This window comes from Vibrio ziniensis, from assembly GCF_011064285.1.
Classification (GTDB): Bacteria; Pseudomonadota; Gammaproteobacteria; order Enterobacterales; family Vibrionaceae; genus Vibrio; species Vibrio ziniensis.
Genome location: NZ_CP049331.1, coordinates 2,090,735 through 2,117,687, shown reverse-complemented (window position 1 = coordinate 2,117,687; position 26,953 = coordinate 2,090,735). Strand labels below are relative to the sequence as shown.

The 26,953-nt window shown below is 41.3% G+C and carries 24 protein-coding genes and 1 other RNA gene; 13 read left to right on the top strand and 12 right to left on the bottom strand.

The genetic code is table 11. The features are described from left to right. Positions 1 to 71: 71 nt before the first annotated feature. The gene (locus tag G5S32_RS09645; RefSeq protein ID WP_165311818.1) at positions 72 to 542 is read left to right on the top strand and encodes an Lrp/AsnC family transcriptional regulator; all 471 of its coding nucleotides are present in this window, start codon (positions 72 to 74) and stop codon (positions 540 to 542) included. Positions 543 to 742: 200 nt separating this feature from the next. Here G5S32_RS09645 and tesB read toward each other — a convergent pair whose 3' ends face one another. Beyond that, a complete protein-coding gene (tesB, locus tag G5S32_RS09640) occupies positions 743 to 1,603 on the bottom strand; it encodes an acyl-CoA thioesterase II (protein WP_165311817.1) in 861 nt (286 codons plus the stop codon). 267 nt (positions 1,604 to 1,870) lie between these two features. On the opposite strand from tesB, the gene G5S32_RS09635 reads away from it, so the two are divergent. Then, a complete protein-coding gene (locus G5S32_RS09635) occupies positions 1,871 to 2,329 on the top strand; it encodes a YbaY family lipoprotein (protein WP_165311816.1) in 459 nt (152 codons plus the stop codon). Positions 2,330 to 2,358: 29 nt separating this feature from the next. Here the strand turns inward: G5S32_RS09635 and G5S32_RS09630 are convergent, their stop codons facing one another. Further along, on the bottom strand, positions 2,359 to 2,661 hold the full coding sequence (locus G5S32_RS09630) for an MGMT family protein (protein ID WP_165311815.1): 303 nt from the start codon (positions 2,659 to 2,661) through the stop codon (positions 2,359 to 2,361). A gap of 54 nt (positions 2,662 to 2,715) precedes the next feature. Between G5S32_RS09630 and G5S32_RS09625 the strand changes: the two genes are divergently transcribed. From G5S32_RS09625 to ffs, 3 genes are all read left to right on the top strand, one after another. Next, complete coding sequence (locus G5S32_RS09625; RefSeq protein ID WP_165311814.1) at positions 2,716 to 3,453, top strand: VP0952 family biofilm-associated protein; 738 nt, start codon at positions 2,716 to 2,718, stop codon at positions 3,451 to 3,453. A 129-nt stretch (positions 3,454 to 3,582) separates the two neighbouring features. Beyond that, positions 3,583 to 5,583 carry a GGDEF domain-containing protein gene (locus tag G5S32_RS09620; RefSeq protein WP_165311813.1) on the top strand — a complete coding sequence of 667 codons (2,001 nt, stop codon included), beginning with the start codon at positions 3,583 to 3,585 and terminating at the stop codon, positions 5,581 to 5,583. A gap of 146 nt (positions 5,584 to 5,729) precedes the next feature. After that, positions 5,730 to 5,826: signal recognition particle sRNA small type (gene ffs / locus G5S32_RS09615), an RNA gene on the top strand. A gap of 446 nt (positions 5,827 to 6,272) precedes the next feature. Here the strand turns inward: ffs and G5S32_RS09610 are convergent. Both G5S32_RS09610 and G5S32_RS09605 read right to left on the bottom strand, forming a co-directional pair. Next, the gene (locus tag G5S32_RS09610) at positions 6,273 to 7,709 is read right to left on the bottom strand and encodes a 6-phospho-beta-glucosidase (RefSeq protein ID WP_165311812.1); all 1,437 of its coding nucleotides are present in this window, start codon (positions 7,707 to 7,709) and stop codon (positions 6,273 to 6,275) included. Between the two features lie 12 nt (positions 7,710 to 7,721). Then, positions 7,722 to 9,614 carry a beta-glucoside-specific PTS transporter subunit IIABC gene (locus G5S32_RS09605; RefSeq protein ID WP_165311811.1) on the bottom strand — a complete coding sequence of 631 codons (1,893 nt, stop codon included), beginning with the start codon at positions 9,612 to 9,614 and terminating at the stop codon, positions 7,722 to 7,724. Between the two features lie 371 nt (positions 9,615 to 9,985). Here G5S32_RS09605 and G5S32_RS09600 point away from each other — a divergent pair, with 371 nt between their 5' ends. Beyond that, positions 9,986 to 11,428 carry a glycoside hydrolase family 1 protein gene (locus G5S32_RS09600; protein WP_207621574.1) on the top strand — a complete coding sequence of 481 codons (1,443 nt, stop codon included), beginning with the start codon at positions 9,986 to 9,988 and terminating at the stop codon, positions 11,426 to 11,428. Between the two features lie 284 nt (positions 11,429 to 11,712). Here the strand turns inward: G5S32_RS09600 and hxpB are convergent, their stop codons facing one another. From hxpB to G5S32_RS09560, 8 genes are all read right to left on the bottom strand, one after another. Further along, complete coding sequence (gene hxpB, locus G5S32_RS09595; protein ID WP_165311809.1) at positions 11,713 to 12,378, bottom strand: hexitol phosphatase HxpB; 666 nt, start codon at positions 12,376 to 12,378, stop codon at positions 11,713 to 11,715. Positions 12,379 to 12,426: 48 nt separating this feature from the next. After that, a complete protein-coding gene (locus tag G5S32_RS09590) occupies positions 12,427 to 13,428 on the bottom strand; it encodes a LacI family DNA-binding transcriptional regulator (protein ID WP_165311808.1) in 1,002 nt (333 codons plus the stop codon). A 34-nt stretch (positions 13,429 to 13,462) separates the two neighbouring features. After that, the gene (locus G5S32_RS09585) at positions 13,463 to 14,566 is read right to left on the bottom strand and encodes a PTS transporter subunit EIIC (protein ID WP_165311807.1); all 1,104 of its coding nucleotides are present in this window, start codon (positions 14,564 to 14,566) and stop codon (positions 13,463 to 13,465) included. A 345-nt stretch (positions 14,567 to 14,911) separates the two neighbouring features. Beyond that, on the bottom strand, positions 14,912 to 16,330 hold the full coding sequence (locus tag G5S32_RS09580) for a glycoside hydrolase family 1 protein (protein ID WP_165311806.1): 1,419 nt from the start codon (positions 16,328 to 16,330) through the stop codon (positions 14,912 to 14,914). A gap of 239 nt (positions 16,331 to 16,569) precedes the next feature. Next, a complete protein-coding gene (locus G5S32_RS09575; RefSeq protein ID WP_165311805.1) occupies positions 16,570 to 17,592 on the bottom strand; it encodes a LacI family DNA-binding transcriptional regulator in 1,023 nt (340 codons plus the stop codon). Positions 17,593 to 17,708: 116 nt separating this feature from the next. Continuing rightward, the gene (locus G5S32_RS09570; RefSeq protein ID WP_165311804.1) at positions 17,709 to 18,035 is read right to left on the bottom strand and encodes a PTS lactose/cellobiose transporter subunit IIA; all 327 of its coding nucleotides are present in this window, start codon (positions 18,033 to 18,035) and stop codon (positions 17,709 to 17,711) included. 66 nt (positions 18,036 to 18,101) lie between these two features. Continuing rightward, the gene (locus tag G5S32_RS09565; RefSeq protein ID WP_165311803.1) at positions 18,102 to 19,430 is read right to left on the bottom strand and encodes a PTS sugar transporter subunit IIC; all 1,329 of its coding nucleotides are present in this window, start codon (positions 19,428 to 19,430) and stop codon (positions 18,102 to 18,104) included. 13 nt (positions 19,431 to 19,443) lie between these two features. Continuing rightward, the gene (locus G5S32_RS09560; protein ID WP_165311802.1) at positions 19,444 to 19,752 is read right to left on the bottom strand and encodes a PTS sugar transporter subunit IIB; all 309 of its coding nucleotides are present in this window, start codon (positions 19,750 to 19,752) and stop codon (positions 19,444 to 19,446) included. A gap of 1,377 nt (positions 19,753 to 21,129) precedes the next feature. Between G5S32_RS09560 and G5S32_RS09555 the strand changes: the two genes are divergently transcribed. Genes G5S32_RS09555 through G5S32_RS09525 form a run of 7 tightly spaced genes read left to right on the top strand, consistent with a single transcriptional unit; the run spans position 21,130 to position 26,949 of the window. Then, positions 21,130 to 22,044 carry a dialkylrecorsinol condensing enzyme gene (locus G5S32_RS09555; RefSeq protein WP_165311801.1) on the top strand — a complete coding sequence of 305 codons (915 nt, stop codon included), beginning with the start codon at positions 21,130 to 21,132 and terminating at the stop codon, positions 22,042 to 22,044. Position 22,045: 1 nt separating this feature from the next. Beyond that, the gene (locus tag G5S32_RS09550; protein ID WP_165311800.1) at positions 22,046 to 23,194 is read left to right on the top strand and encodes a beta-ketoacyl-ACP synthase III; all 1,149 of its coding nucleotides are present in this window, start codon (positions 22,046 to 22,048) and stop codon (positions 23,192 to 23,194) included. Then, positions 23,194 to 23,619: a DarG family dialkylresorcinol biosynthesis protein gene (locus tag G5S32_RS09545; protein WP_165311799.1), complete on the top strand. Its 426-nt coding sequence runs from the start codon at positions 23,194 to 23,196 to the stop codon at positions 23,617 to 23,619. The genes G5S32_RS09550 and G5S32_RS09545 overlap by 1 nt, the downstream gene beginning before the upstream one ends. Continuing rightward, positions 23,612 to 24,610, top strand: coding sequence for a BtrH-related acyltransferase DarH (darH, locus tag G5S32_RS09540; RefSeq protein ID WP_165311798.1), 999 nt, complete (start codon positions 23,612 to 23,614; stop codon positions 24,608 to 24,610). Before G5S32_RS09545 ends, darH begins: the two co-directional genes overlap by 8 nt. Further along, positions 24,610 to 25,530: an ABC transporter ATP-binding protein gene (locus G5S32_RS09535; protein ID WP_165311797.1), complete on the top strand. Its 921-nt coding sequence runs from the start codon at positions 24,610 to 24,612 to the stop codon at positions 25,528 to 25,530. Before darH ends, G5S32_RS09535 begins: the two co-directional genes overlap by 1 nt. After that, complete coding sequence (locus G5S32_RS09530) at positions 25,523 to 26,683, top strand: ABC transporter permease (RefSeq protein WP_165311796.1); 1,161 nt, start codon at positions 25,523 to 25,525, stop codon at positions 26,681 to 26,683. The genes G5S32_RS09535 and G5S32_RS09530 overlap by 8 nt, the downstream gene beginning before the upstream one ends. Beyond that, entirely contained in the window at positions 26,680 to 26,949 is a 270-nt protein-coding gene (locus tag G5S32_RS09525; RefSeq protein ID WP_165311795.1) for an acyl carrier protein, read from the top strand. Before G5S32_RS09530 ends, G5S32_RS09525 begins: the two co-directional genes overlap by 4 nt. The last annotated feature ends 4 nt before the right edge of the window (positions 26,950 to 26,953 follow it).

Sequence of the window (26,953 nt, the reverse complement as noted above, 5' to 3'; positions counted from 1 at the left end):
GAAAAACTTTGCTAAATTTTTCGTCTTTTATTAGTTTTGTAGAAAATATTTCTCTTTAAATAGGGTTTTGTATGACCTTGGATAAGGTTGATCGAAAAATATTGGCAATACTTCAGCAAGATAGCACGGTTTCGCTCAACGATTTGGCTGAGGCGGTGAACTTGACTACGACACCCTGTTGGAAACGTCTCAAGAAGTTAGAAGAGGCCGGAGTGATAGCTAAGCGAGTCGCTTTACTGAATCCGGAGTCGTTAGGCTTATGCTTTACTGTGTTTGTACTGGTGCAGACTAGTGATCATTCCCATGAGTGGTACAGAAAATTTGTTGCTACAGTGGAACAATTTCCAGAGGTGATGGAGTTCTATCGAATGGCGGGCGAATATGACTACATGATGAAAGTGCTCGTTAAAGATATGAAGGATTATGACCAGTTCTATAAAAAGCTGGTTAACAGTGTTGTTGGGCTTAATAACGTCACTTCCACATTTGCAATGGAGTCGTTGAAATATACCACCGAACTGCCTTTGGGCAATAAAGGATAGCCGCTGTGTGCGTAACTAACCAAACACCCAAGCGATAAGTAATATGAAGGCGAGCAAAGCTGCAAAAGCTTTTAGCAATGGCTTGATTTCTGTTGTACCACCTTTCGGTGGTTGATTGCAGCATCCCATTATTTCCTCCGATTAGGTCAAGGATATATTGACACTTTAATCCTTAACCTAAGGGGAATGTAAAGCGGAAGTTATGGTTTAAAGCGCATTACGCCTTCTTGAACGGCAGTTGCAACCAAGTGACCTTGTTGGTTGTAGATCTCACCACGGACTAAACCGCGGGTGTTACTTGCCGTGGGGCTTTCAATAGCAAACAGTAGCCATTCATCCATTTTAAATGGGCGATGAAACCAGATGGAGTGATCAATGGTTGCCACTTGGAATTTTGGTGTAAGTAGAGAAACTCCATGTGGATGTAGCGCTGTCACTAAGAATCCCCAGTCTGAGGCGTAGCCTAAGATATATTGGTGTATCAGTTGGTTATCTGGCATTTGTCCGTTCGCTCTCATCCACAAGTATTGCTTAGGCTCTGTTTTTTGTGGTTTGAGAGGGTTGATGACTGTAACCGGACGAATTTCAATTGGCTTTTCACCGCATAGCATTTTTTGTAGCTTTTCTGGAAGTAAATGGGCTACTTGAGCTGCGAGTTCAGATTCTGAAACAAAGTTCTCCGGTCCCGGTATATTTGGCATCGTGTTTTGATGCTCAAACCCTGGTGTTTCACCGTGGTAAGAGGCGGTTAGGTAAAAAATAGGACGCCCATTCTGAATAGCTTTTACACGTCGCGTGCTGAAGCTCTTTCCATCACGAAGGTTTTCTACGTCATAGATAATCGGTTTTTCAGAATCGCCAGGATATAAGAAATAACTATGAAATGAGTGAACAGTACGATCAGGATCTACTGTGTAATGCGCCGCAGACAGAGCTTGCCCTATCACTTGTCCACCATAGACTTGAGGTAATCCTAAGTTCTCACTTTCTCCACGAAATAAGCCTTCTTCAAGTTTTTCTAATTGCAGCAAGTTTAATAACTCTTGCAGAGGTTTACTCATAGCTTGTTACCTTTTCCTTAATATTCTTTATCTGACGTTGTTAGTTTGTTTTCTGAGTCAATTGTTTGTCAATAGCTTAAGTAATGCGGTGACCGGCACAGCGTAGTTCAGCTAAAATTCAGCTAACGTGTTGCTTTTAAAACACAGCCATTGAATGAGTACTAAGTATATTAGTGGTAACTTAAGCGATATGACAGCCTAGGATACTGAATCTATACTGATTTGTATGACATTAGCATGGTCTAAAGACCTTATAAGAGAGGCAAAATGAAAAAAATAATGCTGTTGGTTGCATCGTTAGTGGCCGGTTCTTTATTTATGGTTGGCTGCCAAAGTTCAGAGGAGCCTATGTCTCAGTCACAATCTGCATCTCAACCACAAGAAATGATGAAAACGGTGACAGGGACGATCACTTATCGTGAACGCATTGCTTTACCAGATAACGCCCAAGTGATGGTTTTGCTACAGGATGTATCAAGAATGGATACAGCTGCGATTGTTATTACTAAACAACAATTTATGACCAATGGCCATCAAGTACCACTGGCGTTTGAATTGGCTTATGATGAGAGCGTCATTCAACCTAAGCATACTTATGCTGTTTCTGCTCGTATTGAGGTAGGGGGTAAGCTTCGCTTTATCACTGATACGCAGTACTTAGTGATTACTGATGAGAAAAATACCACACATGCAGATGTGCGTTTAATTGGTGTTCCTCAACAATAAATTCGATTTTGACTACTAAAATGGCAGCACTAAGGCTGCCATTTGTATTTCTTAAGGGATATTTTCCCGTTACTACTGACTGCGATTCCTTCTGCCACTAATCGTTCTCTTTGTCTATTCCAATCAGGTCCTGTCAACGAAATCTCGCCTTTGCTGTTGATCACTCTAAACCAAGGAATCTTGCTTCCTTCTGGAAGATTACCTAGCGCTTTACCCACATGTCGGGCATAGCCGGGATAGCCTGCCATTTTGGCTATATCACCGTAGGTAGAGACTTTCCCTTCAGGGATTTGATAAATCACAGTGAAGATATGTGATAAAAATTGGTCCATACTGAGTGAGTCCTAGTTCAAACTTTACCAAAGGATCGGTATAAGGAGTGGGGTGTGTTATTTTCAACTTTTCTGTTCATTATCACAATGGTGCTGGCGGTAATATGTGCTCAAGCTATAGGCGTTAGTAATGGTGAACTCCCACTTATCACTCTGATGATTCCCGCCTTATGGATGCTTCCTAAGGGAGGAATATCCAGATTCACTCTTTTGGTTACTTTGCTAGTCTATGGCTTTACGCTTTCGTCTCAACCTGCAGCACTTTCTATCTGTATGTGGATGCTTTTCCCTATTTGTATGGTTGCATTCTCTCGATATAGCAACCGACGCGTAGTGATAATATGTGGTTTGATTGTAGTGACTCTGCTCATCGGTGTTATGTTTATGCAGTCTGACAACAGAATAGAAGGGACTCCTTGGATAACAGCAATCCAAGTGGCGAGTGTTTTGATCGCTTGGTGGGTGGTAAGAAGCTGGAAACCTTATTACAAAAACTACTGGTGGGCTTTAGGGTTTGTCGTTCCAATGATTATGGCTGACCTTTCGATAGCGGCTTTGGTGTCTTTATCAAGCACCGGGATGATAGCCACTATGGAAAATTTACAACGGATGGCAAACTTCAAATGGGGAAAATTGTTGTGTTGGGGAGTTCCAACCATTGCTTTTACCGCTATTTTGGTGAATCCAAATACGGTGGTATCTAATTTTGTGCTAGTGGTTTGGGGGTGTTTGTTAGCAACGGCTTGGTTGACAGACTATATCTTGCGTAGTTCTCAAGAGCAGGTGGAATGAAAAAAACATAATAAAATCAAATCTAGTGCAAAAATATGCTGTACGAATTATAAAACCCTTATGCAATTAGAATCACTTTAGATACTATTATTTTTACACTAAAAATAAAAAAATGTTATAACAACGTCTATGTCTAGAACCATGCATATTTGTCATTGGTTGTTGGCGCTATTGTGTTCATCGCAGGCACTGGCAGCCGATGACCCACATAAAGTCTATTTTGTCGCGACAGAAGCCGATGATGTAGTGTCACGCGTCATTTTTGACGACGTTTCATATCACTTTAATATTGATATCGAATACGTAAATTATCCGAGTTTTGATGCAATTCTAAAATCCGTTGAAGCGGGTGTCAGTGATTTCGCAGCTAACGTTACTTTTACACCAGAGCGAGCAGAGCGCTTTGATTTTTCGCGCCCTACGAATATTGAATACACTTATTTGTTCAGTAAAACTAATGGTCATTTAGAAGACATGAGCAAAGTAGGTATACCAGCCGGAACCATATATGGTGATCTAATTCATCAGAATTATCCAGAGATTGAGCTGGTGGAGTATTACGGTTCTGCCGGAGCTATGCAGTTGTTAAAAGGCTCACAAGTTGATGGTATTGTTGATGCGATTAATCAGCTAAAACCGATGCTGCTTGCTGGCTATGATGCTCAGCTTCTCAATGACAGCATATCCATCCAACCTGTTTCTATAGTGACACCAAAAGGCGAGAACACGGAATTGTTGAGTGAAATAGAAAGCTATGTTCATTCAGCCCGAGTTCAAAAATTGTTACGTGAATCGATCCAAAAGTATCAATTCGATATTCGCAAGCATGCACTGCGTCAAGCTGTTATAGATAGTGGTTTGAATATCCAGCGACCACTTAAAGTTAAACTGGAAAATATTAGCCCTTATTCGACTTACCATCAGGATGGTGGTGTCAGTGGTATTAGTGCTGATGTTGTATTCCGCGCCTGTGACATTTTGCTTTTGAAGTGTGAGTTAGCGAGTAAAGCGAACGAAACATGGGAGAGCATGTACAGCGATATTCGGCAGCAAAACATTGATATTATTGCTCCTCTGACTATCACTGAGCCGCGTAAAAACATAGTGAACTTTAGCGAGAGTTACTATCACCCTGAAGCTGTGATGATTAAGAGGGAAGGGTATAAAGACTTTGTCTATAGCAATGTTTCAGAGCTAGTGGCAGAACGTATTGGTGTTATCAAAGACGATTTCTTTGAAGAGCTTTTGCATCGAATGTTGCCGCGCAAAGAGCTTAATACTTTCTCGACTCAAGAAGAGATGATAGAAGGTCTTTTGTCTCATCAAGTTGACTACATTGTGATGAGCCGAGGTAACTTCAATCTATTTTTGCGTGAATCTGATGAGTTGTTACCATTTGTTGAGGATTCGATGATTGGTGGCTTTTATAAATTTGATGTTGCTATCGGTTTTACTAAAACACCACTCGGTGAATCATTGGCATCACTGTTTAGCCGTGCCATTAAAATGATGGATACTCAAAAGATCATAAAAACTTATGATTATCAGCCTGATTGGCGAGCTACGTTGGTGGTTGAAAAACGTTTTACTCGTCATAGCCAATGGCTGTTTGCCACTGCATTTGGTTTATTGATTATCGTGGCGCTATATCTACACAAACAATCAAATACCGACAACCTGACAAAACTGCGTAATCGCCGAGCATTATATCGTCGACACAGCCGAGGATTAGCGAGCAAAATATCTCTTGTTTATCTAGATCTGAATCACTTTAAACAGATCAATGATAATTACGGTCATGAGATTGGAGATAAGGTCTTAAAATTGCTTGCCCAAAGAATCCACCATGTGTGGAAAGGCCGCGCATATCGCATCGGGGGAGATGAGTTCATCTTGATTGGTAATATCAAACCTGAACAATTGGAAGAAATCCAAGCCTATCTGCAACGCTTTGTATTTGTCGATGTTGAGAGAAATGTAAGTTTCGATGTGACTGTTGCTGTGGGCATTTCAACAGGGCGAACTGGTTATATGTCTTTACAGGAAGTCATGCACCAAACTGACCAAGCAATGTACGAGACTAAACATCAAAGAAATATTGTCACACCGATTAGAATGCAGCACAGATAACTGGGATAGATTTAGTCGATTTGTTTAATTGATGCTCAATTGGAGCGCAATCAAAGACTTTACTCGGATTTAGACTTGCAATGCTGATGTCGATGCTTGATAATCCCTCCCACTCTTTGGTACCAACCAAAGATGCTCTATGGGGGCCCTGGTCCTCCCGCAACACTAGTTCGTAAACCTGGTCAGGTCCGGAAGGAAGCAGCCACAGCGAATGACGTGTGTGCCGGGATGTGGCTGGGGCCTCCACCCATTTCCATAATCATCTTGTTTATCAATTAGTTACATACAATCCATCATCAGGCAAGCCAAGTGGTACTTGTACCCAATGATACGCTATCTTTGCCAAAATTCGTCCGGCAAGTAAAATTACTTTGATATGATCAAACACTCGAAGATTACGTTCTAAATCGTGTATTTATTCTAGCTCAAGCGTTTGTTGAGAAGTCAGTGTTATTTTTATAGTGCGTAGAAGCATTCTCATTCCACTGAAAATCAAGCATCTTCAATGATCATGGGGACAACCCAACAATGTCGATTTAGTAAAAGCTAATAAAACTATGTCACACATATAACCAATCATTCACTTCAAAATTAAGCTTTTGTGAACCCGTGAAATTTGGTCATAAAAATCCCCCTTAGCGATATCGCATAAGGGGGAAAGTGTTAAGTTAGCCAACTAATCAGAAACTTTATAAATCTTCACCATTGCTGCTGATAACATTTTGATACCAGAAGAAACTCTTCTTACGGCTACGTTCCATGGTGCCGGTACCATCATCGTGGCGGTCTACATAAATGAAACCATAGCGTTTACGGTATTCACCCGTTCCGTATGACACACAGTCAATACAACCCCATGGTGTATAGCCCATCAAATTAACGCCGTCGTGAGCAACCGCTTTCTTCATCTCTTCAATGTGAGCTTTAAGATAATCGATACGGTAGTCATCGTTGATGTCACCATTCTCTTCAACGACATCGATAGCACCAAAACCGTTCTCTACGATAAATAGCGGTTTGCTGTAGCGTTCGTAAAGTTCACACAGTGAGTAGCGCAGACCAACAGGGTCAACTTGCCATCCCCAGTCAGAGGCTTTCACGTGTGGGTTTTTCACACTACCGGTAAAGCCACTCATTGAACCTTCAGTCGATTGCTGAGCATCGGCTTTCACTGCGACAGACATGTAGTAACTAAAGCCAACGTAATCACACACGCCTTCTTTCAGAATCTCAAGATCGCCGGGTTCCATCTCAATGTTGTAGCCTTTACGTTCCCACTCTTTCAATGTGTATGCCGGGTATTCACCGCGCATATGCACATCACTGAAGAAGAAACGGTTACGCATTGCTTCTTGTGCAAGCATTACGTCATCAGGATTACATGAGTATGGATAAATTGGCACCCATGCAACCATACAACCGATTTGGAAATCAGGGTTGATTTCATGCCCCAGTTTTACGACTTTGGCGCTTGCGACGAACTCGTGGTGTACTACTTGGTACATACACTCTTCAGGGTTCTTTTCAACTGTGTAATCCACACCAGAGTTTGAGTAGCCCCACAACGGTAAGTGAAGATCACGCTGGTTATTGATTTCGTTGAACGTCATCCAATATTTCACTTTGTTCTTGTAACGACGCATCACTGTTTCTGCGTAGTGAACAAAGAAATCAACCACTCTGCGGTCTTTAAAACCACCGTATTCTTTTGACAGATGCAACGGCATTTCAAAGTGAGACAGAGTAATCACTGGCTCAATACCGTGTTTTAACAGCTCATCAAACAGATCATCGTAGTACTTTAGACCCGCTTCGTTTGGTTCGACTTCATCACCCATAGGGAAGATGCGAGGCCAGTAAATGGATGTACGGAAACACTTGAATCCCATCTCAGCCAACAACGCAGCATCACCTTTATAGTGGTCATAGAACGCTGTCGCTTCATGGTTTGGATAGTGGTAACCCTCTAGTACACCATCGGTAATTTTGCGCTGAGTGTTGACATCCCCACCGGATAATACGTCAACAATACTCGGACCTTTTCCATCGCGGTCCCAACCACCTTCAACCTGGTGTGCTGCTACCGCGCCACCCCACAAAAAGTTTTCAGGAAAAACACTACTCATTTTTACTTACCCCTAAGCCATTTGAATTACAGGCTGTCCAATTTCTATTTCTTGATTTTTTTGCACTGGTTCAATCAAATTGAACTCATATTCGTCACTGTTCATTACAATAAACGGTGTTGTTGCGTCGTAACCTGCAGCTGCGATATTTTCAAGATCGAACTTGATTAACGGATCGCCCGTTTTTACTTCCTGATCCAACTCAACCAGGCAGTCGAAGAATTTGCCTTTAAGCTCTACAGTGTCTAAACCGACGTGAATCAATAATTCGGCACCGTTTTTTGACGTCATACCTACTGCGTGTTTACTCGCTATAACCGATGAAATCACCGCATCACAAGGCGCTCGAACAATACCTTCTGTAGGTTTAATCGCTACGCCATCACCCAGTAGCTTTTGAGAGAAACTTTCGTCATTAACTGATTCCAGAGCTACCACTTTGCCTTTTAGCGGGCTAACCAGAGTTACGGATTTTTTCGTTGCTGGATCAGGGTGTTCTTCAGACCTTGACTCTTCTTTTGTTGCGTTGCTTTGTTCGTCGATAGGGTCTTCAAAACCAATCACGTAAACCAATACTGTTGTAGCAACAATCGCGACACCCACACCAGCAAGCTCACCGATAAATGAAGATGGATTTGCAGGGCTGATTGCGTTAACCACGGTTAACAGACCTGGCAGACCAGCAAATGCGTAGTAGTAAGTACCGAACAGGCTTGCAACAACAGCACCCAATGCACCACCGATACAACCGCAGATGAATGGTTTTTTCAGACGTAGAGTAACACCGTATAGCGCAGGCTCAGTAATACCGAAGATAGCGGTAATACCGGCAGAGAAGCCTGTTGTTTTCATGAGGCGGTTGCGAGATTTAAATGCAACAGCAAACGTAGCAGCCATTTGAGCGATGACAGCGATAGCCTGGAACGCCTGGAATGAATCGTAGCCATAGTTCTCATAGTTAGCGAATACCACAGGAGTGATACCCCAGTGAACACCGAAGATGACGATAACTTGCCAGATACCACCGATTAATGCCGCAGCAAGCATAGGCGCTGTATCATAAAGTACGTTATAACCACCAGCGATAGAGCTCGCAACCAAACTAGTTGCAGGACCAATTAGTACTAGGGTTGTCGGAACCATAATCAGCATACATACCAGTGGAGTAAACAATTCACTAACCACCGCGGGAATGATGCGTTTTACATATAATTCCACATAACTCAATGCCCAAACCATGAAAATAGGAGGCAACACAGAAGAAGTATACACAGTCTTAGCCAGTGGAAGAGAGAGGAAAGTAATCATTTCGCCATCAGCAATTCTTGCAGCAATCGCCGCCCATGAAGGGTTAATCAATGCACAGGCACATAGAACAGCGATAAATGGGTTACACTGAAAATGTTTCGAAGCTGTAATGGCAATAAATACTGGTAAGAAAGCAAACGGAGTCCAAGACATGAAGTTCAACACTTCAAACGTACCGGTACTTGCTACCGACGGGAACAAATAGTTTGCGAAAATCAAGGCGCCTTGCAGGATACCTGCAGCAGCCAGAATAAATACGATTGGAGCGAAAATAGCGGACATCGCAGCTATAACCGCGTCTAGTGTACGTACTTTCTGTTTACCTTGTGAAAGCAGGTTTGCGTCGACCAGTGAAGACATTGCTTGATGTACATCCGATACGTGAGTGCCAATAACGACCTGAAATTGTCCACCACTCAATACAACTGTGATGACACCTGGCATCTGTTTTACTTTATCGGCAGCACCTGCTGGGGTTTCTTTTAGAACAAGGCGCAAACGTGTTGCACAACGTGAAAACTGATTGATGTTTTCCTGCCCACCAACTTCAGCAAGTATGTCTTTTGCAAGTTGAGCATAATCTCTAACCGCAGCCATAAGCTTATCCTTCCATTTCCGATTAATTTATTTGCCAGAAACTGTAACCGGTTTCTGTAACCGGTTACGAAGGTATGGTTTACGAAAAACTTGATCAATAGACTTGGTGAATAATGGCGATTATTCTCACATAAATCTGATGATATCTGATTAAAAACAGGTCATGGATCTCATCTTAATCTTTATCGAACAGCGTTCATTTTTAAATATCAAACGCGATTAGGACTGCTGAATCAGATAAAAGAAACCGGTTACATTTGTTTTTAATTAGTGTATTGTTTAAACAAAGTATGTTGTTGAAAAACAACCATCATAGTTAAAAAACATTATAAATCATTAACATTAACCATTTTTAAAATCGGAGAATGACCATGAGTAATTCAGTTTTCCCCAAAGGCTTTTTGTGGGGTGGAGCAACGGCAGCTAACCAGTTTGAAGGCGCATGGAACCTAGATGGAAAAGGGCCAAGTACCAGCGATATGCTTAGTGGTGGGACTCATGAAATCGCGCGCCGAATCACACGTTCTATTGAAGACGGTATCCATTATCCGTCTCATGAAGCGATCGATTTCTATCATCGTTTCAAAGAAGACATCGCTCTGTTTGCTGAGATGGGCTTTAAAACCTTCCGCTTCTCAATTAACTGGACTCGTATTTTCCCGACAGGTATGGAACAGCAACCAAATGAAGCCGGCCTGAAGTTTTATGAAAACGTCATCGATGAACTGAAAAAATACGACATTGAACCTCTAGTGACTATCTCTCACTATGAACTGCCTTTTGGTTTGACTCAGGAATATAACGGCTGGGCAGGGCGCGAAGTGGTCGACTGTTACACTCGCTACGCGGAAACCCTGTTCAAGCGTTTTAACGGTAAAGTGAAATATTGGCTGACGTTTAACGAGATAAACATAGGTACTATGCCTATCGGCAACTTCCTTGGTTTAGGCATTCTGAATGAAGGAACGACCGATTTCGTGAATCAGGCAGATATTCCACAGCTGCGCTTTCAGGCACTACACCACCAATTCGTTGCGAGTGCAAAAACCGTCAAATTGGGTCATGAAATCAACCCGGATTTTCAAATTGGCTGTATGATCTGCTTCCTGACAACCTATCCATTTACCTGTCACCCTGCTGATGTGCAATTAGCACAACAACACATGCAAATGCACAACTATTTCTGCGGTGATATTCAGGTTCGCGGTCAATACCCATATTATGCTAAACGCTATTTTGAAGAGAACGGTATCACGGTTCACATGGAAGATGGCGATTTGGACATTCTGGCTGAGGGTACCGTAGACTACTACACGCTGAGTTACTATATGTCGAACTGTGTTTCTGCAAATCCAGATCAGGAAACCACTTCTGGTAACCTAATGGGTGGCATCAAAAATCCGTACGTAGAGGCTTCAGATTGGGGATGGCAAATTGACCCGGTTGGTCTGCGCTACACATTGAATGAAATCTACGCTCGCTATGAAATTCCACTGATGGTGGTAGAAAACGGCTTAGGTGCGTTTGATAAAGTTGAAGAAGATGGCTCGATCAATGACTCTTACCGTATCGACTATTTAAAATCCCATATCGAGCAAATGAGCGAAGCGGTCAAAGACGGTGTAGAACTATGGGGTTACACGCCTTGGGGCTGTATTGACCTTGTTAGTGCGTCAACCGGAGAAATGGAAAAACGGTATGGATTTATCTATGTCGATAAAGATAACCACGGTAACGGTACACTGGATCGTAAGAAAAAAGCGTCATTCGACTGGTATAAAAAAGTTATCGCATCGAATGGCGAAGAACTGTAATACCATGTAAACAGCGATGGTTAAATAATACCATTCTCGACAATTTTCTGATCAGTGAATGGGTGTCGATAAGCAAACCCGCCGAGCCATGGATGGCTCGGCGGAGCTTCAGGGACGAATGAATGCGCGTTTGCGTTTGACGCCCATTCGCAGTGCTACCAATGCTCAGTCCGATCATATTTTTATCTAGGATGGTATAACCGTGGCTCACTAAGCAAAGTTAAATATCTGATTAGAAAAAACATACAATCATAGAGATAAGCGTTTTGTTTTGTCTAAGGCGATTATCGGCCAAGCACTTTTTTCACTTGGGCAGAGCCAATAAATTGTTCTAAAGAAGCCAGTTTAATATCAGCAATACCAAAGCGTGGATTATTTTCCTGCCCGGGCTCCGGCACACAGATTGCTGTCATTCTCGCAGCCTTTGCCGCAATCAGTCCATTCACGGAATCTTCAATAGCCAGACAGTTACGAGGTTCTGTTGCCAGTTTTTCTGCTGCATCCAGATACACCTGTGGATGGGGCTTCCCATGGGTTAAATACTCTGCTGACACATAGATTTCAAAGAATTTCCCGATATCAAATGCTTGCAACACGGCTTCAATCAGCCTTAGTGGAGATGAAGAGGCAAGACCTATTTTTAGATTTGTCGTTGAGAGCCATTCCAAGGAAGCCAAAACGCCTGGAAGAAGTTCACCTTTAGAGTTAATTTGCTCTATCACTTCATCCAAAATTGCATTTTGTAAATCAACACTGCAGTTTTCATCTAATCCGCAGTAGCGAATCCAGTAATTCGCAATTTCATCAATACGTAATCCTGTACTCTGATATGCGAGCTGCTCTGTAATGGTTCCACCAAATTTTGCTACGGCATTAACCTTAGCTCGGCGCCATAGTGGTTCAGAATCTACCAGAACACCATCCATATCGAATATGACTGTTTCAATCAAAATTTAATCCTTATAACCAAATGTAAAATTGTTAATGGGCCCTGACGGCTAAGTCATCACTCGGGCCACAGAGTTTCTCACAACTAACTTCCCCGTATATCTATGTGCACGAGGTGGTATGTATTCATTTGACAACTGTACCGCGATATCAATCGCTTGATCTGTCATCTCTTTCAGTGGTAATTCAATCGTCGTTAATGTTGGTGTCGTATAAGTAGCGATAAGGTGATTATCAATACCCGCTACCGAGACTTGCTGTGGTACCTGAATACCAGCTTCAGTGAGTGCTTTCATCGCTCCTAATGCCATATAGTCATTAAATGCTATCACCGCGGTAAAGGGACGACTATGCTCAATCATTTCCCGGCAACTAAAATAGGCGCCGTCGATCAAATAATCGGCTTGCCTTACAAGATCAGGAGAATAAACAAGGCCGTGTTTTAATAGCGTATTTTTATATCCTGCCAAACGCGCTCTACCCGTTGGGTTATCTACTTTACCCGTAATACAAGCAATATTCTTATGCCCACAACGTATCAGATGTTCCATCATAGTCTCTACAGCTCCTTCTTGATCAAAAGAGACGGTATGAAACAACTGCTCTGGTATCACCAGATTCATCAAAACCATAGGCGTCGACAGATGCTGATAGAGTTTCTGTATTTGGTCATAACATAAAGTCCGGCTATAAAGCACGATCGCATCACATCGCCCTTCTAACTGTAAAACAGCTTCATATTCCTGTTCAGGGTTACTCTGGCTATCCGTCACAATTAGACTTTTATTTGCTTTCGCGGCACTGAGAGATGCTTGCTTCAGCATGTCTCCCACATAGCCACCGTCATAGTTTGAAACCACAAATCCGATGCTGTCTGTTTTGCTTTTAGCTAGTGCCTGAGCCAGTTTATTCGGCCGATAGCCCAGTTGCTCCATCGCCGCATAAACTTTATCTCGAGTTTCCTGTTTGACTTGATTCTTGCCATTGACTACCCGGGAAACCGTTGCTTTCGATACACCAGCCAGTTCACTGACATCGCGTATATTACTCATCTCATATCGTCCCGTATTTTTAGAAAGCTTAAGGCTAAACTGGCGACACTACTGACTCGTTCGCCCGTTTTTCGTAGCCAAATAGCAGTGTTAGCACCAAAGCCATAAAGAAGCTGACACTGATACCAGTCAGATACCATAAAGCAGAATCAAACACAGGAACGGTGAAGATATTCTGGAATACAAACGCCGTCATTCTTACCTGAAAATAGCCATTAATAGCACCGCCCACCATACCGGCGGATACCACGATAGGTATAGTCCGACGATAACGCATAATCAGTCCGTAAATAATCGGCTCTGTAACACCTGCCAATATACCGGTTAATGCAGCAGGGCCTGCAATCGCTTTGTCTTCAGCTCTGCGAGCAGAAAAATAGATAGCAAACGCAATTCCCATTTGAGCAAACGTGCTCGGAGCCCACATAGGAACAATAGAATCACCGGAAGCGGTCGCCGCACTGGCAATCGCAACCGGAACGATACCCCAGTGTAGTCCGACAACAACACATAACATCATTCCACCGCCAATAACGGCGCCAGTTAAGACTGAGCTGAAAGCCTGTAAATTATCAATTGTCGTTGCTAATGCATTGCCCAAATACACTCCTATCGGGCCAAATACCATAACAGTAAGAGGAACAATAACCATCAGGCAGAGCATAGGTACCATGAATAAGCGGATATTCTCCGAGCATCGATCACGAATTTGCTTTTCGAGCACGGAAAGAGCAGAAACAGCAATGAAGACAGGAAAAACTGTGCATGAGTAATCAATAGCGGTAAACGGTAAACCAATAAAATTTGAACCTTCAGCACCGATTAAACCAATAAAACTCGGTTCAAGGAGCGAGGCACCCACTGTAGCACCTAAGTAACTATTTGACCCCAGACGATGTGCTAAAGAACTACCTAGCAAAACAGGCAGAAAATAGAACACTGCGTTGGAAGCGGCATATAAGGTGATATAAGTACTGCTTTCTATCGTAAGCCAGCCCGATAAGATAAATATGGCTAACAATGCCTTTAGCATTCCCGATCCAGCCATTACTCCAATGAAGGGGGCAAAACTGTCTGAGACAACTTCTACTACTTGTGCCCCAGTCGATAAATCCTTTTTTTGATTTGTCTGTTTCAATGTCATCACCACTAATCTTACGACTATTACCGGCGCTCTGTTGTTAGGGAGATTCATACAACAAATACATTAATGTAACCGGTGACATGTTGCAAATATTACACTGAAACCGGTTACATTGTATCGAAAGTTAATTGAGCTTGTGATTCACTTAACAAACATTCTACTCAAGGTGGAGAAGCTGGTTTCAATAAAGTAATGAAACACGATATTAGGCATTTTTATCGCATTCATCACTAACACTAACTGGTGGTAAGCCGCCCCACCAAAGGTGACTTTCTTTAAGAAAGCTACGCTTTGTGGGTGTCGGCTATGAGTGAAGTTGTTTATATTTACCTTTACGGACTACATTTTTTTTCCATTTGACGCGATGACTTCTTGATACCAATAGAACGAGTCTTTGCGATAACGATTTAAGGTTTTTAGATTAAATTCATCACGATCAACATAGATAAAGCCATAGCGTTTCACGATGCCTTCGTGAGTCGATACCAAATCTATTGCAGACCATGGACAATAACCCATCATCTCTACACCGTCGGTAATGGCTAGTTGCACTTGTTCTAAATGTTTTCGTAGATATTCAATACGGTAAGAGTCGTGGATTTTTCCGTCTTCTGTTAGCGTGTCGTAAGCACCTAACCCGTTTTCAGTAACGATAAGTGGTAGCCGGTATCGAGAGTAAATTTCTCGCATTGTTGAACGAAATCCCATGGGGTCAATTTCCCAGCCAAACTCTGTTGTTGGCAGATGAGGGTTTCGAGTTCCTTTATAAAATCCTTTATCACCACGTTGGTGCTGCTGGTTAGAGTCAGATAGATGTACGTTGTCGTCATCCAATGCGTAGTCTTCAACAGTCATTGAGTTGTAATAGTTGAAACCGATAAAGTCCGGTTTACCATTTTTCAATGCTTCGGCATCCCCAGGTGCAAAGGTTGGTGTTGCATCATTTTCTTCGAGATAAGCCCATACAAGGTTGTTGTATACGCCGAAAACAGACATGTCTAAATATAACCAGTTTCGGATGGCGTTGGTGTTTTGGGAAGCAATCACATCTTCAGGTTTACATGAGGCAGGGTAGACCAATGAGATATTAGGAGCTGGTCCAACTTTGCCACCGTCAACCATTTGATGGCACAGCGCCATGGCTTTAGCTTGAGCAACAAGCATATGATGGTTCTGTTGGTAGATTTCTTTAACCTTATTGGTGCAGCCTTTTGGAATGTGTAAAGTACCGATAATCGGTCCGACGAGCGTTAACATATTCTGCTCATTGATTGTCAGCCAATTTTTAACCCGATCTCCATAGCACTCATACATCAGCTTCGCAAAATCGACAAACCACTCAACGGAATCAGGGTTTGACCAGGAACCTCTTTCATCCAGAGCCGCTGGCATATCGAAGTGGAACATTGTCACTAGTGGGATAATGTCATATTTTAAGCATTCATCGATGACGTTGTTATAATAATCAACCCCTTCTTGGTTGATACGCCCAGTTCCCTCCGGTAGCAATCGAGACCAGGAAATAGAAAAACGATATACCTTAAATCCCATTTCTGCCATTAGTGCAATATCTTCTTTGTAGCGATGATAGTGATCAGCACAAACTTCCAGTCCACTGGTATTCGGTGGCAGTTCTTTTACGTCCTGACATGATGGTCCTTTACCGTGAGTTAAGCTTGCTCCTTCAACCTGATACGCAGATGTAGATGCCCCCCAAAGAAAATCTTTAGGAAACGGTTTTAAGCTTTTGTGATACATGTTCTAGCCCCTTTGGATGTTTAGTCTTTATTTCGGTTTCTGTTGTACTGTCAGTGATTATATTATATTTTGTAACCGGTTTCTGTAAGCGCTTACATTTGAGGTTGAAAATGTGAAATGAGAAAGATAATAGGGGCTATTTATCAACATAATTGAGATGTTGGTTACACTTGGGAACAAATGTAATCATACAAGTGGATAGAGTAACAATGGGTTAGATGAGGTGTAATAAGTATGAACTATAAGCTGAACCAGTTGTTCATTGCTCTACATGGTTTCACGGACTCTCTTTGAATAAGTTTTCCTTTAAACTGATGAGCACTGCTCTTATGTTCATGTGTAATCAGGTCAATAGCTAACTCGACAGCTTTTTTAGTCATTGCCTCGATTGGAAGTTCGATAGTGGTCAATCCTGGCGAGGCATAGGCAGAAAAAAGATTGTTATCAATTCCAGCAATTGAAACTTGATCCGGTACTTTGATATCCGCTTCGTTCAGTGCTTTTAATGCTCCCAAAGCCATATAATCATTGAAAGCAAATAATGCAGTAAAAGGAATTTTATCTTCTATCAGTTGTTTACAGGCGTTATATCCACCCTCTATCTGATAGTCAGAATTTTTTACCAGACAGCTTCTGTAAGGAATAGCATGTTTTTTTAGGGTATTCACATAGCCTGCCATCCGAGACTTCCCAGTAGGGTTATCTAAAGGGCCAGTAATACACGCGATATTTCTGTGTCCATAACCAATTAGATGATTCATCATCATGGTTGCGGCTTCTTCCTGAGCGAACGTTACCGTATGAAATAGCTGCTCGGGTAATGTACGGTTAATCAACACTAATGGTGTATTCATTTGATTATAAAGTTTACGTAAGTGCTCATTAGATAGCGTTCGGCTGTAAAGTACGATGGCATCACAGCGGTTTTCTAACTGACGGACCGTTTCATATTCAAATTCAGGATCGTTGTGACAATCGGTAACAATAAGCTGCTTTTTAGCTTTATCCACGCATATTGATGCTTGTTTAAGTATAAAACCTGTATAGGCACCATCAAATTGTGAAACGACAAAGCCAATCGTATGAGTTTTGTTAGAAGCTAAACTTTGAGCAAGTTGGTTTGGACGATATCCTAATTGCTCCATCGCTGAGAAAACTTTTTGACGTGTGGACTCTTTCACCTGACCAGTACCGTTCATTACTCGCGAGACTGTGGCTGTAGAGACTCCAGCTAATTTACATACATCAAAAATGGTACTCATTAATTACCCAACTCTTAACCTGTACGAAATAAACCCGGAATACACCGGGTTAAAATAGATTATGAAGAATATCAATAATTGATATCAAGGGAGAAGGCTTTTTTAAACAGGCCTGTTTAAGCTGCGGCTTGCTTACCTAACCTCACCAATTTATGTAGTTCGATCATTTCTTCTATCAGTTCACGAGCTAACATAGATGTCATAATATGATCCTGTGCGTGCACCATAATTAAGTTTACGGGTACTTTTCCACACCCTTCATCCAAACCTATTAGTTCTGTTTGAACCTGATGAGCTCGTTTTGAGGCTTCGGTCGATTGTTGTAACAATTGATCCACGTCTTGCCACTGGTCGGCTTTTGCTGCATAAAGCGCTTGCATTGCACAACTACGGGCTTCTCCTGCATTAATGATCAATTCCATTACAGTTGATTCCATATCCATAGATACACTCCTGAAAATATTTTGAGTTGGGATATCTGAGAAGGCTGGCACCCCAAAAGTAATTAGTTAAATGGTGCTTGGATCTAACTCAGGGTTAGTGCTTTCCTCTATAGCGGCTTTTTCTGCATCTTCCTGTGCAAGTAACTGTTTTTCATATATTTTAAAGAACGGGTACCAAATAACCAAATCCAGAACAATAAGACCAATTGCAAGGGCACCGTTAGATAATTGCCAACCAGCCCCCCACGCCGCGCCGAGTGGGGCTGGTGTGGTCCAAGGCACTAGAGATATAACTTTACCTATAAATCCAAATTTAGCGGCACAGTAAGCGATAGTTGCATTGAGCATCGGAATACCGACAAATGGAAGAAATGTGATTGGGTTCATCACTAGTGGGCTACCAAAAATTACCGGTTCATTGATGTTGAATAAAGCTGGAACCATACCCAGTTTACCGATGGAATTTAAGTGAGCAGATTTGCTTCTTAAATAAAGTAGAACTAACGCAAACGTCGCTCCTGAGCCACCAATAGTAATAAAGAATTGCCAGAATGGTTCAAGGAAAATAGTAGGTAAAGGCTGACCAGCGGCTAGTGCATCCTGATTCATTCCGAGGTTAACCAGCCAGAATGGTGCCATGATACCAGTAACAATACTTGCACCGTGAATACCTGCGAACCATAGGGCATGAGCAAGAAAGACTGCGAATAAAATTGCGATTAAAGAGTCCGAAGCGGAGATCAATGGTTTGAAAATTGCCATGATCGTTTCTGGGAGCAGCATATCAAACTGCCCCTGAAGCATCAGGTTGAAAGGATAGATGGTAAGGATTACAAATAGAGCTGGGATCAGCAGATCAAAAGACTGACGGATTTTAGGTGGTACCTGCTCCGGCATCTTAATTCCGACATTATGTGTTTTCAGGAACCGAGTTAGTTCAGTAACGTAAATACCAACAATTATCGCAGTAAATACGCCTGCGCCCCCTAAATAAGCGCCAGAAAGTTTACCGTCAACCATTGGTGCTGCGACCATCAAGAAAGTCATTAAACTCAGCATTGATGTCGGAAAAGGGTCTAATTTGTAACTTTGTGAAAGATTGTATCCAATACCACAGGCGACATAACACGACATGATGCCCATCGACATGTTAAATGGGGTCATGAGTTCGTTAAAATATGTTTTTGCTATTTCAAGCCACCATTGTCCTAGAGCGAATGTGGTATCGGCGGCGAAAGGAGGGAAAGCAAAAACGAGCAAGAACGAACCCACGATCATAAACGGCATTGCACCGATAAAGCCATCACGTATTGCGGAGACATGCCGTTGACTACCGACGCGACCAGCTAACGGGGCAATTTTTTGTTCAATAAAATCGAAAAATGCGTTAGACATAATGTGTCCCTCCTTATGCTTCTATTAGTGCAAGAGCCGCATCCAAAATTTTGTCACCTTTCATCATTCCGTAATCCATGGGATTTATGACACCTACAGGTTTTCCTACAGTTTGTCCTTTTGCTTTAAATTCGGCTTCTTTATATTTGATTTGTGGGCCTAACATGCAGCAGTCGTAATTGGGAAGTGTCGCTTCGAATTCATCCATACCTACGGCGATAATGTCTACTTCAATACCTTTTGTAGCAGCGGCTTGTTTCATCTTGGAAACGACCATGCTAGTAGACATACCAGCGGCACAGCAAAGGAATATTCTTTTCATAATATGGTCCTGTTCTATCAATTGTGTAGGGTTTTATTGTTATTGCGAATTCAATATAGCAAGCAATGTAACCGCTTACAGTAAGCGCTTACATTTTTGGTATTTAAATGTGATGTATTAGATTATTTTTGTGGATTGTTTTGCTTTATCTGTGATTAAGATCTAATCGCTATAGCGTGGATGAATGAGTGGGTGTTGTTATATTTATGTAGATTTGACCACTACCGGGTTATTCGTGCAATTTGGTCATTGATGTTAGACAAAATCTTGGTGTAGTTAATGGTATCTAGTATTTCATGCTGCAAGTTAAGCGGTTTGTAGGTATTTGGGCCGCCAACCTTATATCCAATACCTTGTTACGATGAATTAATTGGCGTGATTTGTAGATTCGGTACCCTAATTGCTTCTGTGAGTAGTTTTCTTTCACATCATACACGAACGTTTTTAACTAGATCATATTATTTTTTTGATTGATATAACGAGTCAGTTGTAACGTAAATAGCTTGATCTGAGCCATAGAGTGATGAAATAGCAATGAAAAATAGAAGGTAGAATAACGTTTTTTTGAGTACATATACACGAATTATCTTCTTGTCTAGCGAGAAATTGAGCATTCAGTTCAATAACCTGTAATGCATTTTATTACATTAAATAACGTTTTATGAATTATCGAATCTTTTATAGAAATGAAATTGGTATTCAACGTTTGTATCTTACGTTGTCATCGTCCACTTTGATAGTCTCAGCGTTTAGTGTTCTATACAGCGAGTTGGTATCCGTTTTACTCAATTGATGTTGACACCCAATACATCAGCTATTCAACATAATGTCGAACAAATTTTTAAATTTGTATTAGATAAATAGCTAAAGGGAATTCGCATAGGAAATCGGTATTTGAGGGCCAGGTTGATTTATCAAGGTGCGGGCAGTACATAGCCCATACTACTCCAGGCAGTAGATAGATTAACAACACCACATTTCAGTGTTGAAATATTAAGCAAAAAGCTAGAAGTTCACAGTTTTGCGAGAAAGTATACTTTTGATTTAACAGCAATCTATTCGAATATGAAGTAGCTACTGCTGTTAAGCGCGAATGTAACTGAATGATTTTGGTTTTATTTTTGTCAATACCATAAGGTATACGACACGTTTATAGACGTACGGTGAGAGCCGTTTAGTTGGAATAGCAGCAAATAATTGTTGAAATAAATGGATAAAAAATTTCTACTTAACGCTATGGCAGTTAGTACGGTCTCTTAAGCTTTAATTTTGGATATTATGTTCAAACATTTTATGGATTAATGATAACCTTGTATTTATATCTGCGTATAGATTTCCTGTTTAATTTTATTGCTAGCCATAAACCTAAGTCATTATATGAAAAAAGTTCTAGTCATTTCTTACTCGCAAAGTGGGCAGCTTTCTAAGTTTGTTGAATCTGCGACAAAACCACTTTGTCAAAGTGATGATATACAAGTTGATTATCACATTTTGGAACCAGCAACACCTTATCCATATCCATGGAAATTTTACCCCTTTTTTGATGCGTTCCCGGAAGCCATTTATATGAATGGTTGTGAGTTAAAACCAGCACCACATTTAACTGATGATTACGACCTGATTATTATTGCTTACACTGTTTGGTTTTTGGCTCCAGCCATTCCAATCACGGGCTTTTTAAAAACAGAGCAGGCTAAGCTGTTATTAAAAGATAAGCCCGTCATTACCTTTATCGCATGTCGTGATATGTGGGTCATGGCTCAAGAAAAAATGAAATCATTGATCAGTGAGTGTGGTGGTCATTTGATTGATAACGTTGTTTTGACAGATCAAAGCGGTACCGTTTATTCCTTTGTAACAACGCCACGTTGGTTGTTGACAGGCAAAAAAGATCCATTTTGGATATTTCCTGCTGCGGGAGTGTCCGAACACGAAATTACTGAGAGCGCTCGGTTTGGACATCGTTTGGTGTCTGCGTTATCGCAGAATTTAGAGAAAGAAAAGAAGCCGTTACTGACTAACTTGAATGCGGTTAAAGTCAACGGCAAGTTAATTGGTTCTGAAAAAATAGCCACTCGTTCGTTTATGGCATGGGGAAAGCTAATTCAGTTATCAGGTAAACCAGGTTCTTTTTCTAGAAAAGTTGTAATAACTATCTATGTTATGTTTCTCATTGCGATGATATTTACTTTGGTCCCAATTAACTTGCTTGCTAAAAAGCTTATCTCGCCACTGATGAAAGATTCAATTGAGAAAAGCGTAAAATACTATGAGAAACCGTCCGGACGATAAGATGAACAAAAAAGTATATATAAACGATGTCCAAGCTTTTTTGCCAAATGAATCGGTAAATAATAAGCAGATAGAAAGCGTTTTAGGACAAGTTGGCGATCGTCCTTCACGAGCTAAGAGTCTTATATTGCGCTCTAATCAAATCAAGCAGCGTTACTATGCAATTGATCCAGAGACGGGGAAGACAACACATACTAATGCTCAGCTAACGGCTGAGGCGATAAAGCTGCTTAACTCAGACAATTTTGATATTAAAGAAATAGAGCTTCTTGCATGCGGTACGACAATCGCAGATCAGTTGCTGCCAAACCACGCGTTAATGGTACATGGTGAACTTGGTATTCCTAGTTGTGAAGTTGTTGCTACGGCAGGAATCTGCTTGGCAGGAACAATGTCTCTGAAATACGGCTATATGTCTGTATTAAGTGGTCAAAGTAGCAATGCAGTAGTAACCGGTTCCGAGAATGCCTCAGCAATGATGCGAGCCAGTCAGTTTGAAGCGGAAGTCTCGAGTAAGTTAGAAGAGCTTGAACGTCAGCCTGAAATAGCATTTGAAAAAGACTTCTTGCGTTGGATGCTGAGCGATGGTGCTGGGGCTGCGCTTTTGAGCTCACAGAAAAATGAGAATAGCATTTCGCTTGAGATTGAGTGGATAGAGCAAAAATCTTACGCTAATGAGCTTGATACTTGTATGTATGCGGGCGCTGAAAAATTAGCGGATGGAAGTCTAAAAGGGTGGAGAGAATATTCTAGTCAGGCATGGCTAGATAAATCGATTTTTTCGGTTAAACAAGACGTAAAACAGTTAAATGATAATATTGTTGCATATACCGTAACTCGCCCACTAAAAGAGCTTGTTTCTTCAGGGAAAGTTGCGCCTAACGACATTACTTATTTCCTACCGCATTATTCTTCTGGATATTTCCGTGACCGCTTATACCAAGGTATGTTAGAAGCGAACTGTGATATTCCACAAGAGCGTTGGTTTACTAATTTGTCGACTAAAGGAAACACGGGTTCAGCATCCATCTACATTATTCTAGAAGAACTGTTTCATTCTGGTCAGTTGAAAGTTGGCGATACTTTATTGTGTTACGTACCTGAAAGCGGAAGATTCTCGACGGCGTTCATGCAGCTTAAGGTAGTGTAATGGAAGCAAAAAAAGTACCTCAAGATAAGTCTTCCACTTACGCCAATAATTCAAAGGCATTGTACGCGACTAGTGAGTCTGGAGAATATGCCGTGGTTGCATCTTCCGGATGGGAGGCTGAAGAGCTTGTGACTAAGCAAGCTCTGAATGAGTTTGAGCGTCAAGCTCTTGCTGCTTATGAGTTAGTAAAGAAGGGTGATAAATCTCCTCTTTACTATCATATGTATGCACAACGTATGGATCTCATGGTGCTGGCTCAGTCTGTTGGTTGGTTTAAATGGCGAGTTAAACGCCATATGAAGCCGGCTGTTTTTACAAAGCTTTCAACGAAGCAATTGAATACATACAGTGAAGCTTTAGGTATCAGTGTTGAGCAACTGATTACCTTGCCAGAGATTAGCGTAGAGGAAAACAAAGATGAGTAATAATGGTTTTTCTCACCAACATCATGCGCATTGTGAAAGTGGTGTTATGTCGTCGATATTAACCCACCATGGTTTGCCTTTATCTGAACCAATGGTGTTTGGCTTATCTAGTGCTCTCACCTTTGCTTATCTTCCTTTCGTTAAACTCAGCGGAATGCCGTTAATCGCTTATCGTTCTATGCCTAAATCAATCATCAAAGGTGTGCAAAAGGCATTGGGCGTGAAAATGAAGGTAGAGACATTTTCCAAACCTGAGCATGGTACGAAAAGGCTCGATACGTTATTGGCAGAAGGGAAAATAGTAGGTGCTCAGACTTCGGTATTTTGGCTTCCATATTTTCCAGAGGAGATGCGTTTTCATTTCAATGCTCATAACCTCGTTGTCATTGATAAAGAAGACAGTACTTATACCATCAGTGATCCCGTGTTTGAGCATCTTGTTTCATCCGATGAAAGTGCATTACAAAAAGCGCGTTTTGTTAAGGGTGTAATGGCACCTAAAGGGGCCCTGTATTATCCGACGTATGTTCCAACGTCGATCGATTATTCAACAATCATCGAAAAAAGCATCAAGAAAACCGCAAAATCCATGTTAAAAACTCCGGTTCCTATTGCGGGGCTAAAAGGCATGCATTTTTTGGCGAAGCATATCCGAGATCTAGAAAATAAAGACTCGCATTATGCCAAATTGTTCTTAGGCCATATCATCCGCATGCAGGAAGAAATTGGTACCGGCGGAGCTGGGTTCCGATATATTTATGCATCGTTTCTTCAAGAGTCGGCAACTCTTATCAATAATGATAATTTGAGACAAGCATCAACAGAAATGACTATGATTGGTGACCAATGGCGAGAGTTCGCATTACTTATCGCCAAAGCGATTCGTCCTAAAAATAATCAACCGATTGATTATTTTGCGATTGCATCTAAATTAGAGTCCATTGCTGGTCAAGAAAAACTGCTTTATCAATCACTTCTGAGAGCCTTTTAATGATCCATATAGAGGCATTATCCAAGTCATATAATGAAGTTAAAGCGTTAGACAATTTATCTCTTACTATCCCTTCTAACTCCATATTTGGCCTACTTGGGCCAAATGGAGCGGGAAAGACGACGCTTATGTCTATACTGAATGGCTTGTTAACTTATGATGCGGGAAAAATTACCTTCTTTGACCTACCATTATCGCAAAATCTTAAGGTCATCCGCGAACGTTGTTCGTTGATACCCCAAAGTCTTGCGTTTTATGACCAATTAACAGTGAAAGAAAATTTGAATTTTTTCGCAGGTATTCAAGGTATTAAAGGCAGCCATTTCAGCCGTAACTTTGAATACGCTATCGAGACTAATCGCTTGTCCTCCATGTTAGAGCGAAAAGCGTCAACACTGTCTGGTGGACAAAAACGTCGATTAAATATTGCGATAGGTTTGCTCAATAATCCTGATGTTCTGTTTTTTGATGAACCAACTGTCGGCATTGACCCCGAGTCACGTAACGACATTTTGGACAGTATTAAAGAATATGCCAGAGACAACAAAACCATCGTCTACACCTCTCATTACATGCCTGAAATAGAGAAGATATGCGATGAAGTTGCGATTATTAACTCAGGGAAAATAATCAAACAAGGCACCATTGATGAGATGGTTAATAATCATGAATCGCAGCAGGTCGTTGTTGAACTTTACCCTCAAACTCAACCTGTCGATGCTCTGTTTGACAGGCAAGATATAGTGCAAGTGATAGATAACGAAACGCTGCTGCTTAATACTATAGAGGCTTCGGTTATTAGTACTGTTCTCAGTAAATTGGAAGAGAGCAAAATTAAAGTCAAACATATTCGCTATGGTACAACGACCTTAGAGTCGATGTTTATTCAGCTCACTTCTAAGGGGCGTTGTGATGTTTAAAGCAATGCTTACTAAAGAATTTTTGCTGATAAGTAGAGATAAACACGCTTTAGCCGCTTTGTTCATTATGCCATCTGTGTTCATCTTAATTATGTCTATCGCCTTAAAAGATGTCATGAATGAAGATAAATCTTTGATGAGTTATATCGCGATAGATCGAGACAATAGCCAGGTAAGTCAAGCATTGTTAACGCAATTAGCGAAGAGTCCATCTTTTTCACAGCTTGAGTACAGTCAGGATACTTATCGTTCGCCTGAAGAGGAAGGGGTACAGTTTATCGTTGATATCCCCGCGGGGTTTGAAAACAAGTCGTCACCTATCAACTTAACAGTTGCCGCTGATACTTCACCATCACTGTTAACCCTGTTTAAAAACCAAGTGTCTCTTATCTGGATGAAGAACCAACTAGAGTCCTTGAGTTTCGCAGGTCAAAGGGCGTTAGGCTCTGGTGCGGGACAGGAGACCATCTCTCATGAAGATGATCTTATTGAAGTTGCTTATGCAAAGTTTGCAGAAAATGAAAAACCCACTTCGACACAACAAAGTGTGCCTTCTTGGATAGTATTTGGATTGTTTTTTGTCGTCATTCCAATGTCTACTATCTTTATCAACGAGAAAAAACAAAACACGTTAAGACGACTTATGACCATGAATGTCAGTATCGTCAATTTGTTTGCGGGAAAAATCATTCCGTACATGTTGATCAATCAAATTCAAGTTTGGCTGATGATTGCTGTAGGTGTTTTCGTTGTACCTCATTTTGGGGCTGCACCATTGACCATTTCGGGTTCTGTATTTGGTTTGGTATTGGTCTCTTTAGCTCTGAGTATTTCTGCTATTGGTTTGTCTATTCTAATTGCGAGTTCCGTAGATAGCGTAGAGCAAGCTACAACCATCGGTGGGATTATTAATATTCTGCTAGGTGCCGTTGGTGGTGTTATGGTTCCAAAGATGGTAATGCCAGAGTCTATGCAGACTTTAGCTAATATCTCTCCTATGTCCTGGGGGCTTGAAGGTTTCCTAGATATTTTCTTGCGTGGAGGTGGTGTGAGAGACATCATCCCAGAAGCCATCGCTCTGACTCTGTTTGGCGTTATATCTCTTTGCCTTGCGGCTATTGTATTTACATTTAAGAAAAGGAAAGAAGCATGAAAGGCTCTTTGGATAATCAATTTAAGTTAAAGCTGAAAACAATGATTCTTGAAGAGTGCGATCGTGACGACATGGATCCTAATGAGCTTTCTGATGATGTGATGCTATTTTCTCCAGAAAGTGAACTTGATTTTGATTCCGTTGATGGTTTACAGATTTCTATGCTGCTTCAACGCCACTTCAATTTACGCTTAGTTGATCCTAAAGAATTCCGTCGTGTTGTAACGACTATTAATGACTTAGCCGATCATCTTCAGCCGGAATAGCTTC

Bases quoted from the DNA above. Each gene is read 5' to 3' on its own strand.
- G5S32_RS09580 (WP_165311806.1), bottom strand. From the start codon at position 16,330: ATGTATCACAAAAGCTTAAAACCGTTTCCTAAAGATTTTCTTTGGGGG.
- G5S32_RS09575 (WP_165311805.1), bottom strand. From the start codon at position 17,592: ATGAGTACCATTTTTGATGTATGTAAATTAGCTGGAGTCTCTACAGCC.
- tesB (WP_165311817.1), bottom strand. From the start codon at position 1,603: ATGAGTAAACCTCTGCAAGAGTTATTAAACTTGCTGCAATTAGAAAAA.
- G5S32_RS09560 (WP_165311802.1), bottom strand. From the start codon at position 19,752: ATGAAAAGAATATTCCTTTGCTGTGCCGCTGGTATGTCTACTAGCATG.
- G5S32_RS09570 (WP_165311804.1), bottom strand. From the start codon at position 18,035: ATGGATATGGAATCAACTGTAATGGAATTGATCATTAATGCAGGAGAA.
- G5S32_RS09565 (WP_165311803.1), bottom strand. From the start codon at position 19,430: ATGTCTAACGCATTTTTCGATTTTATTGAACAAAAAATTGCCCCGTTA.
- G5S32_RS09635 (WP_165311816.1), top strand. From the start codon at position 1,871: ATGAAAAAAATAATGCTGTTGGTTGCATCGTTAGTGGCCGGTTCTTTA.
- G5S32_RS09535 (WP_165311797.1), top strand. From the start codon at position 24,610: ATGATCCATATAGAGGCATTATCCAAGTCATATAATGAAGTTAAAGCG.
- G5S32_RS09605 (WP_165311811.1), bottom strand. From the start codon at position 9,614: ATGGCTGCGGTTAGAGATTATGCTCAACTTGCAAAAGACATACTTGCT.
- G5S32_RS09630 (WP_165311815.1), bottom strand. From the start codon at position 2,661: ATGGACCAATTTTTATCACATATCTTCACTGTGATTTATCAAATCCCT.
- G5S32_RS09525 (WP_165311795.1), top strand. From the start codon at position 26,680: ATGAAAGGCTCTTTGGATAATCAATTTAAGTTAAAGCTGAAAACAATG.
- G5S32_RS09645 (WP_165311818.1), top strand. From the start codon at position 72: ATGACCTTGGATAAGGTTGATCGAAAAATATTGGCAATACTTCAGCAA.
- G5S32_RS09620 (WP_165311813.1), top strand. From the start codon at position 3,583: ATGTCTAGAACCATGCATATTTGTCATTGGTTGTTGGCGCTATTGTGT.
- G5S32_RS09545 (WP_165311799.1), top strand. From the start codon at position 23,194: ATGGAAGCAAAAAAAGTACCTCAAGATAAGTCTTCCACTTACGCCAAT.
- G5S32_RS09600 (WP_207621574.1), top strand. From the start codon at position 9,986: ATGAGTAATTCAGTTTTCCCCAAAGGCTTTTTGTGGGGTGGAGCAACG.
- G5S32_RS09530 (WP_165311796.1), top strand. From the start codon at position 25,523: ATGTTTAAAGCAATGCTTACTAAAGAATTTTTGCTGATAAGTAGAGAT.
- darH (WP_165311798.1), top strand. From the start codon at position 23,612: ATGAGTAATAATGGTTTTTCTCACCAACATCATGCGCATTGTGAAAGT.
- G5S32_RS09550 (WP_165311800.1), top strand. From the start codon at position 22,046: ATGAACAAAAAAGTATATATAAACGATGTCCAAGCTTTTTTGCCAAAT.
- G5S32_RS09555 (WP_165311801.1), top strand. From the start codon at position 21,130: ATGAAAAAAGTTCTAGTCATTTCTTACTCGCAAAGTGGGCAGCTTTCT.
- G5S32_RS09590 (WP_165311808.1), bottom strand. From the start codon at position 13,428: ATGAGTAATATACGCGATGTCAGTGAACTGGCTGGTGTATCGAAAGCA.
- G5S32_RS09610 (WP_165311812.1), bottom strand. From the start codon at position 7,709: ATGAGTAGTGTTTTTCCTGAAAACTTTTTGTGGGGTGGCGCGGTAGCA.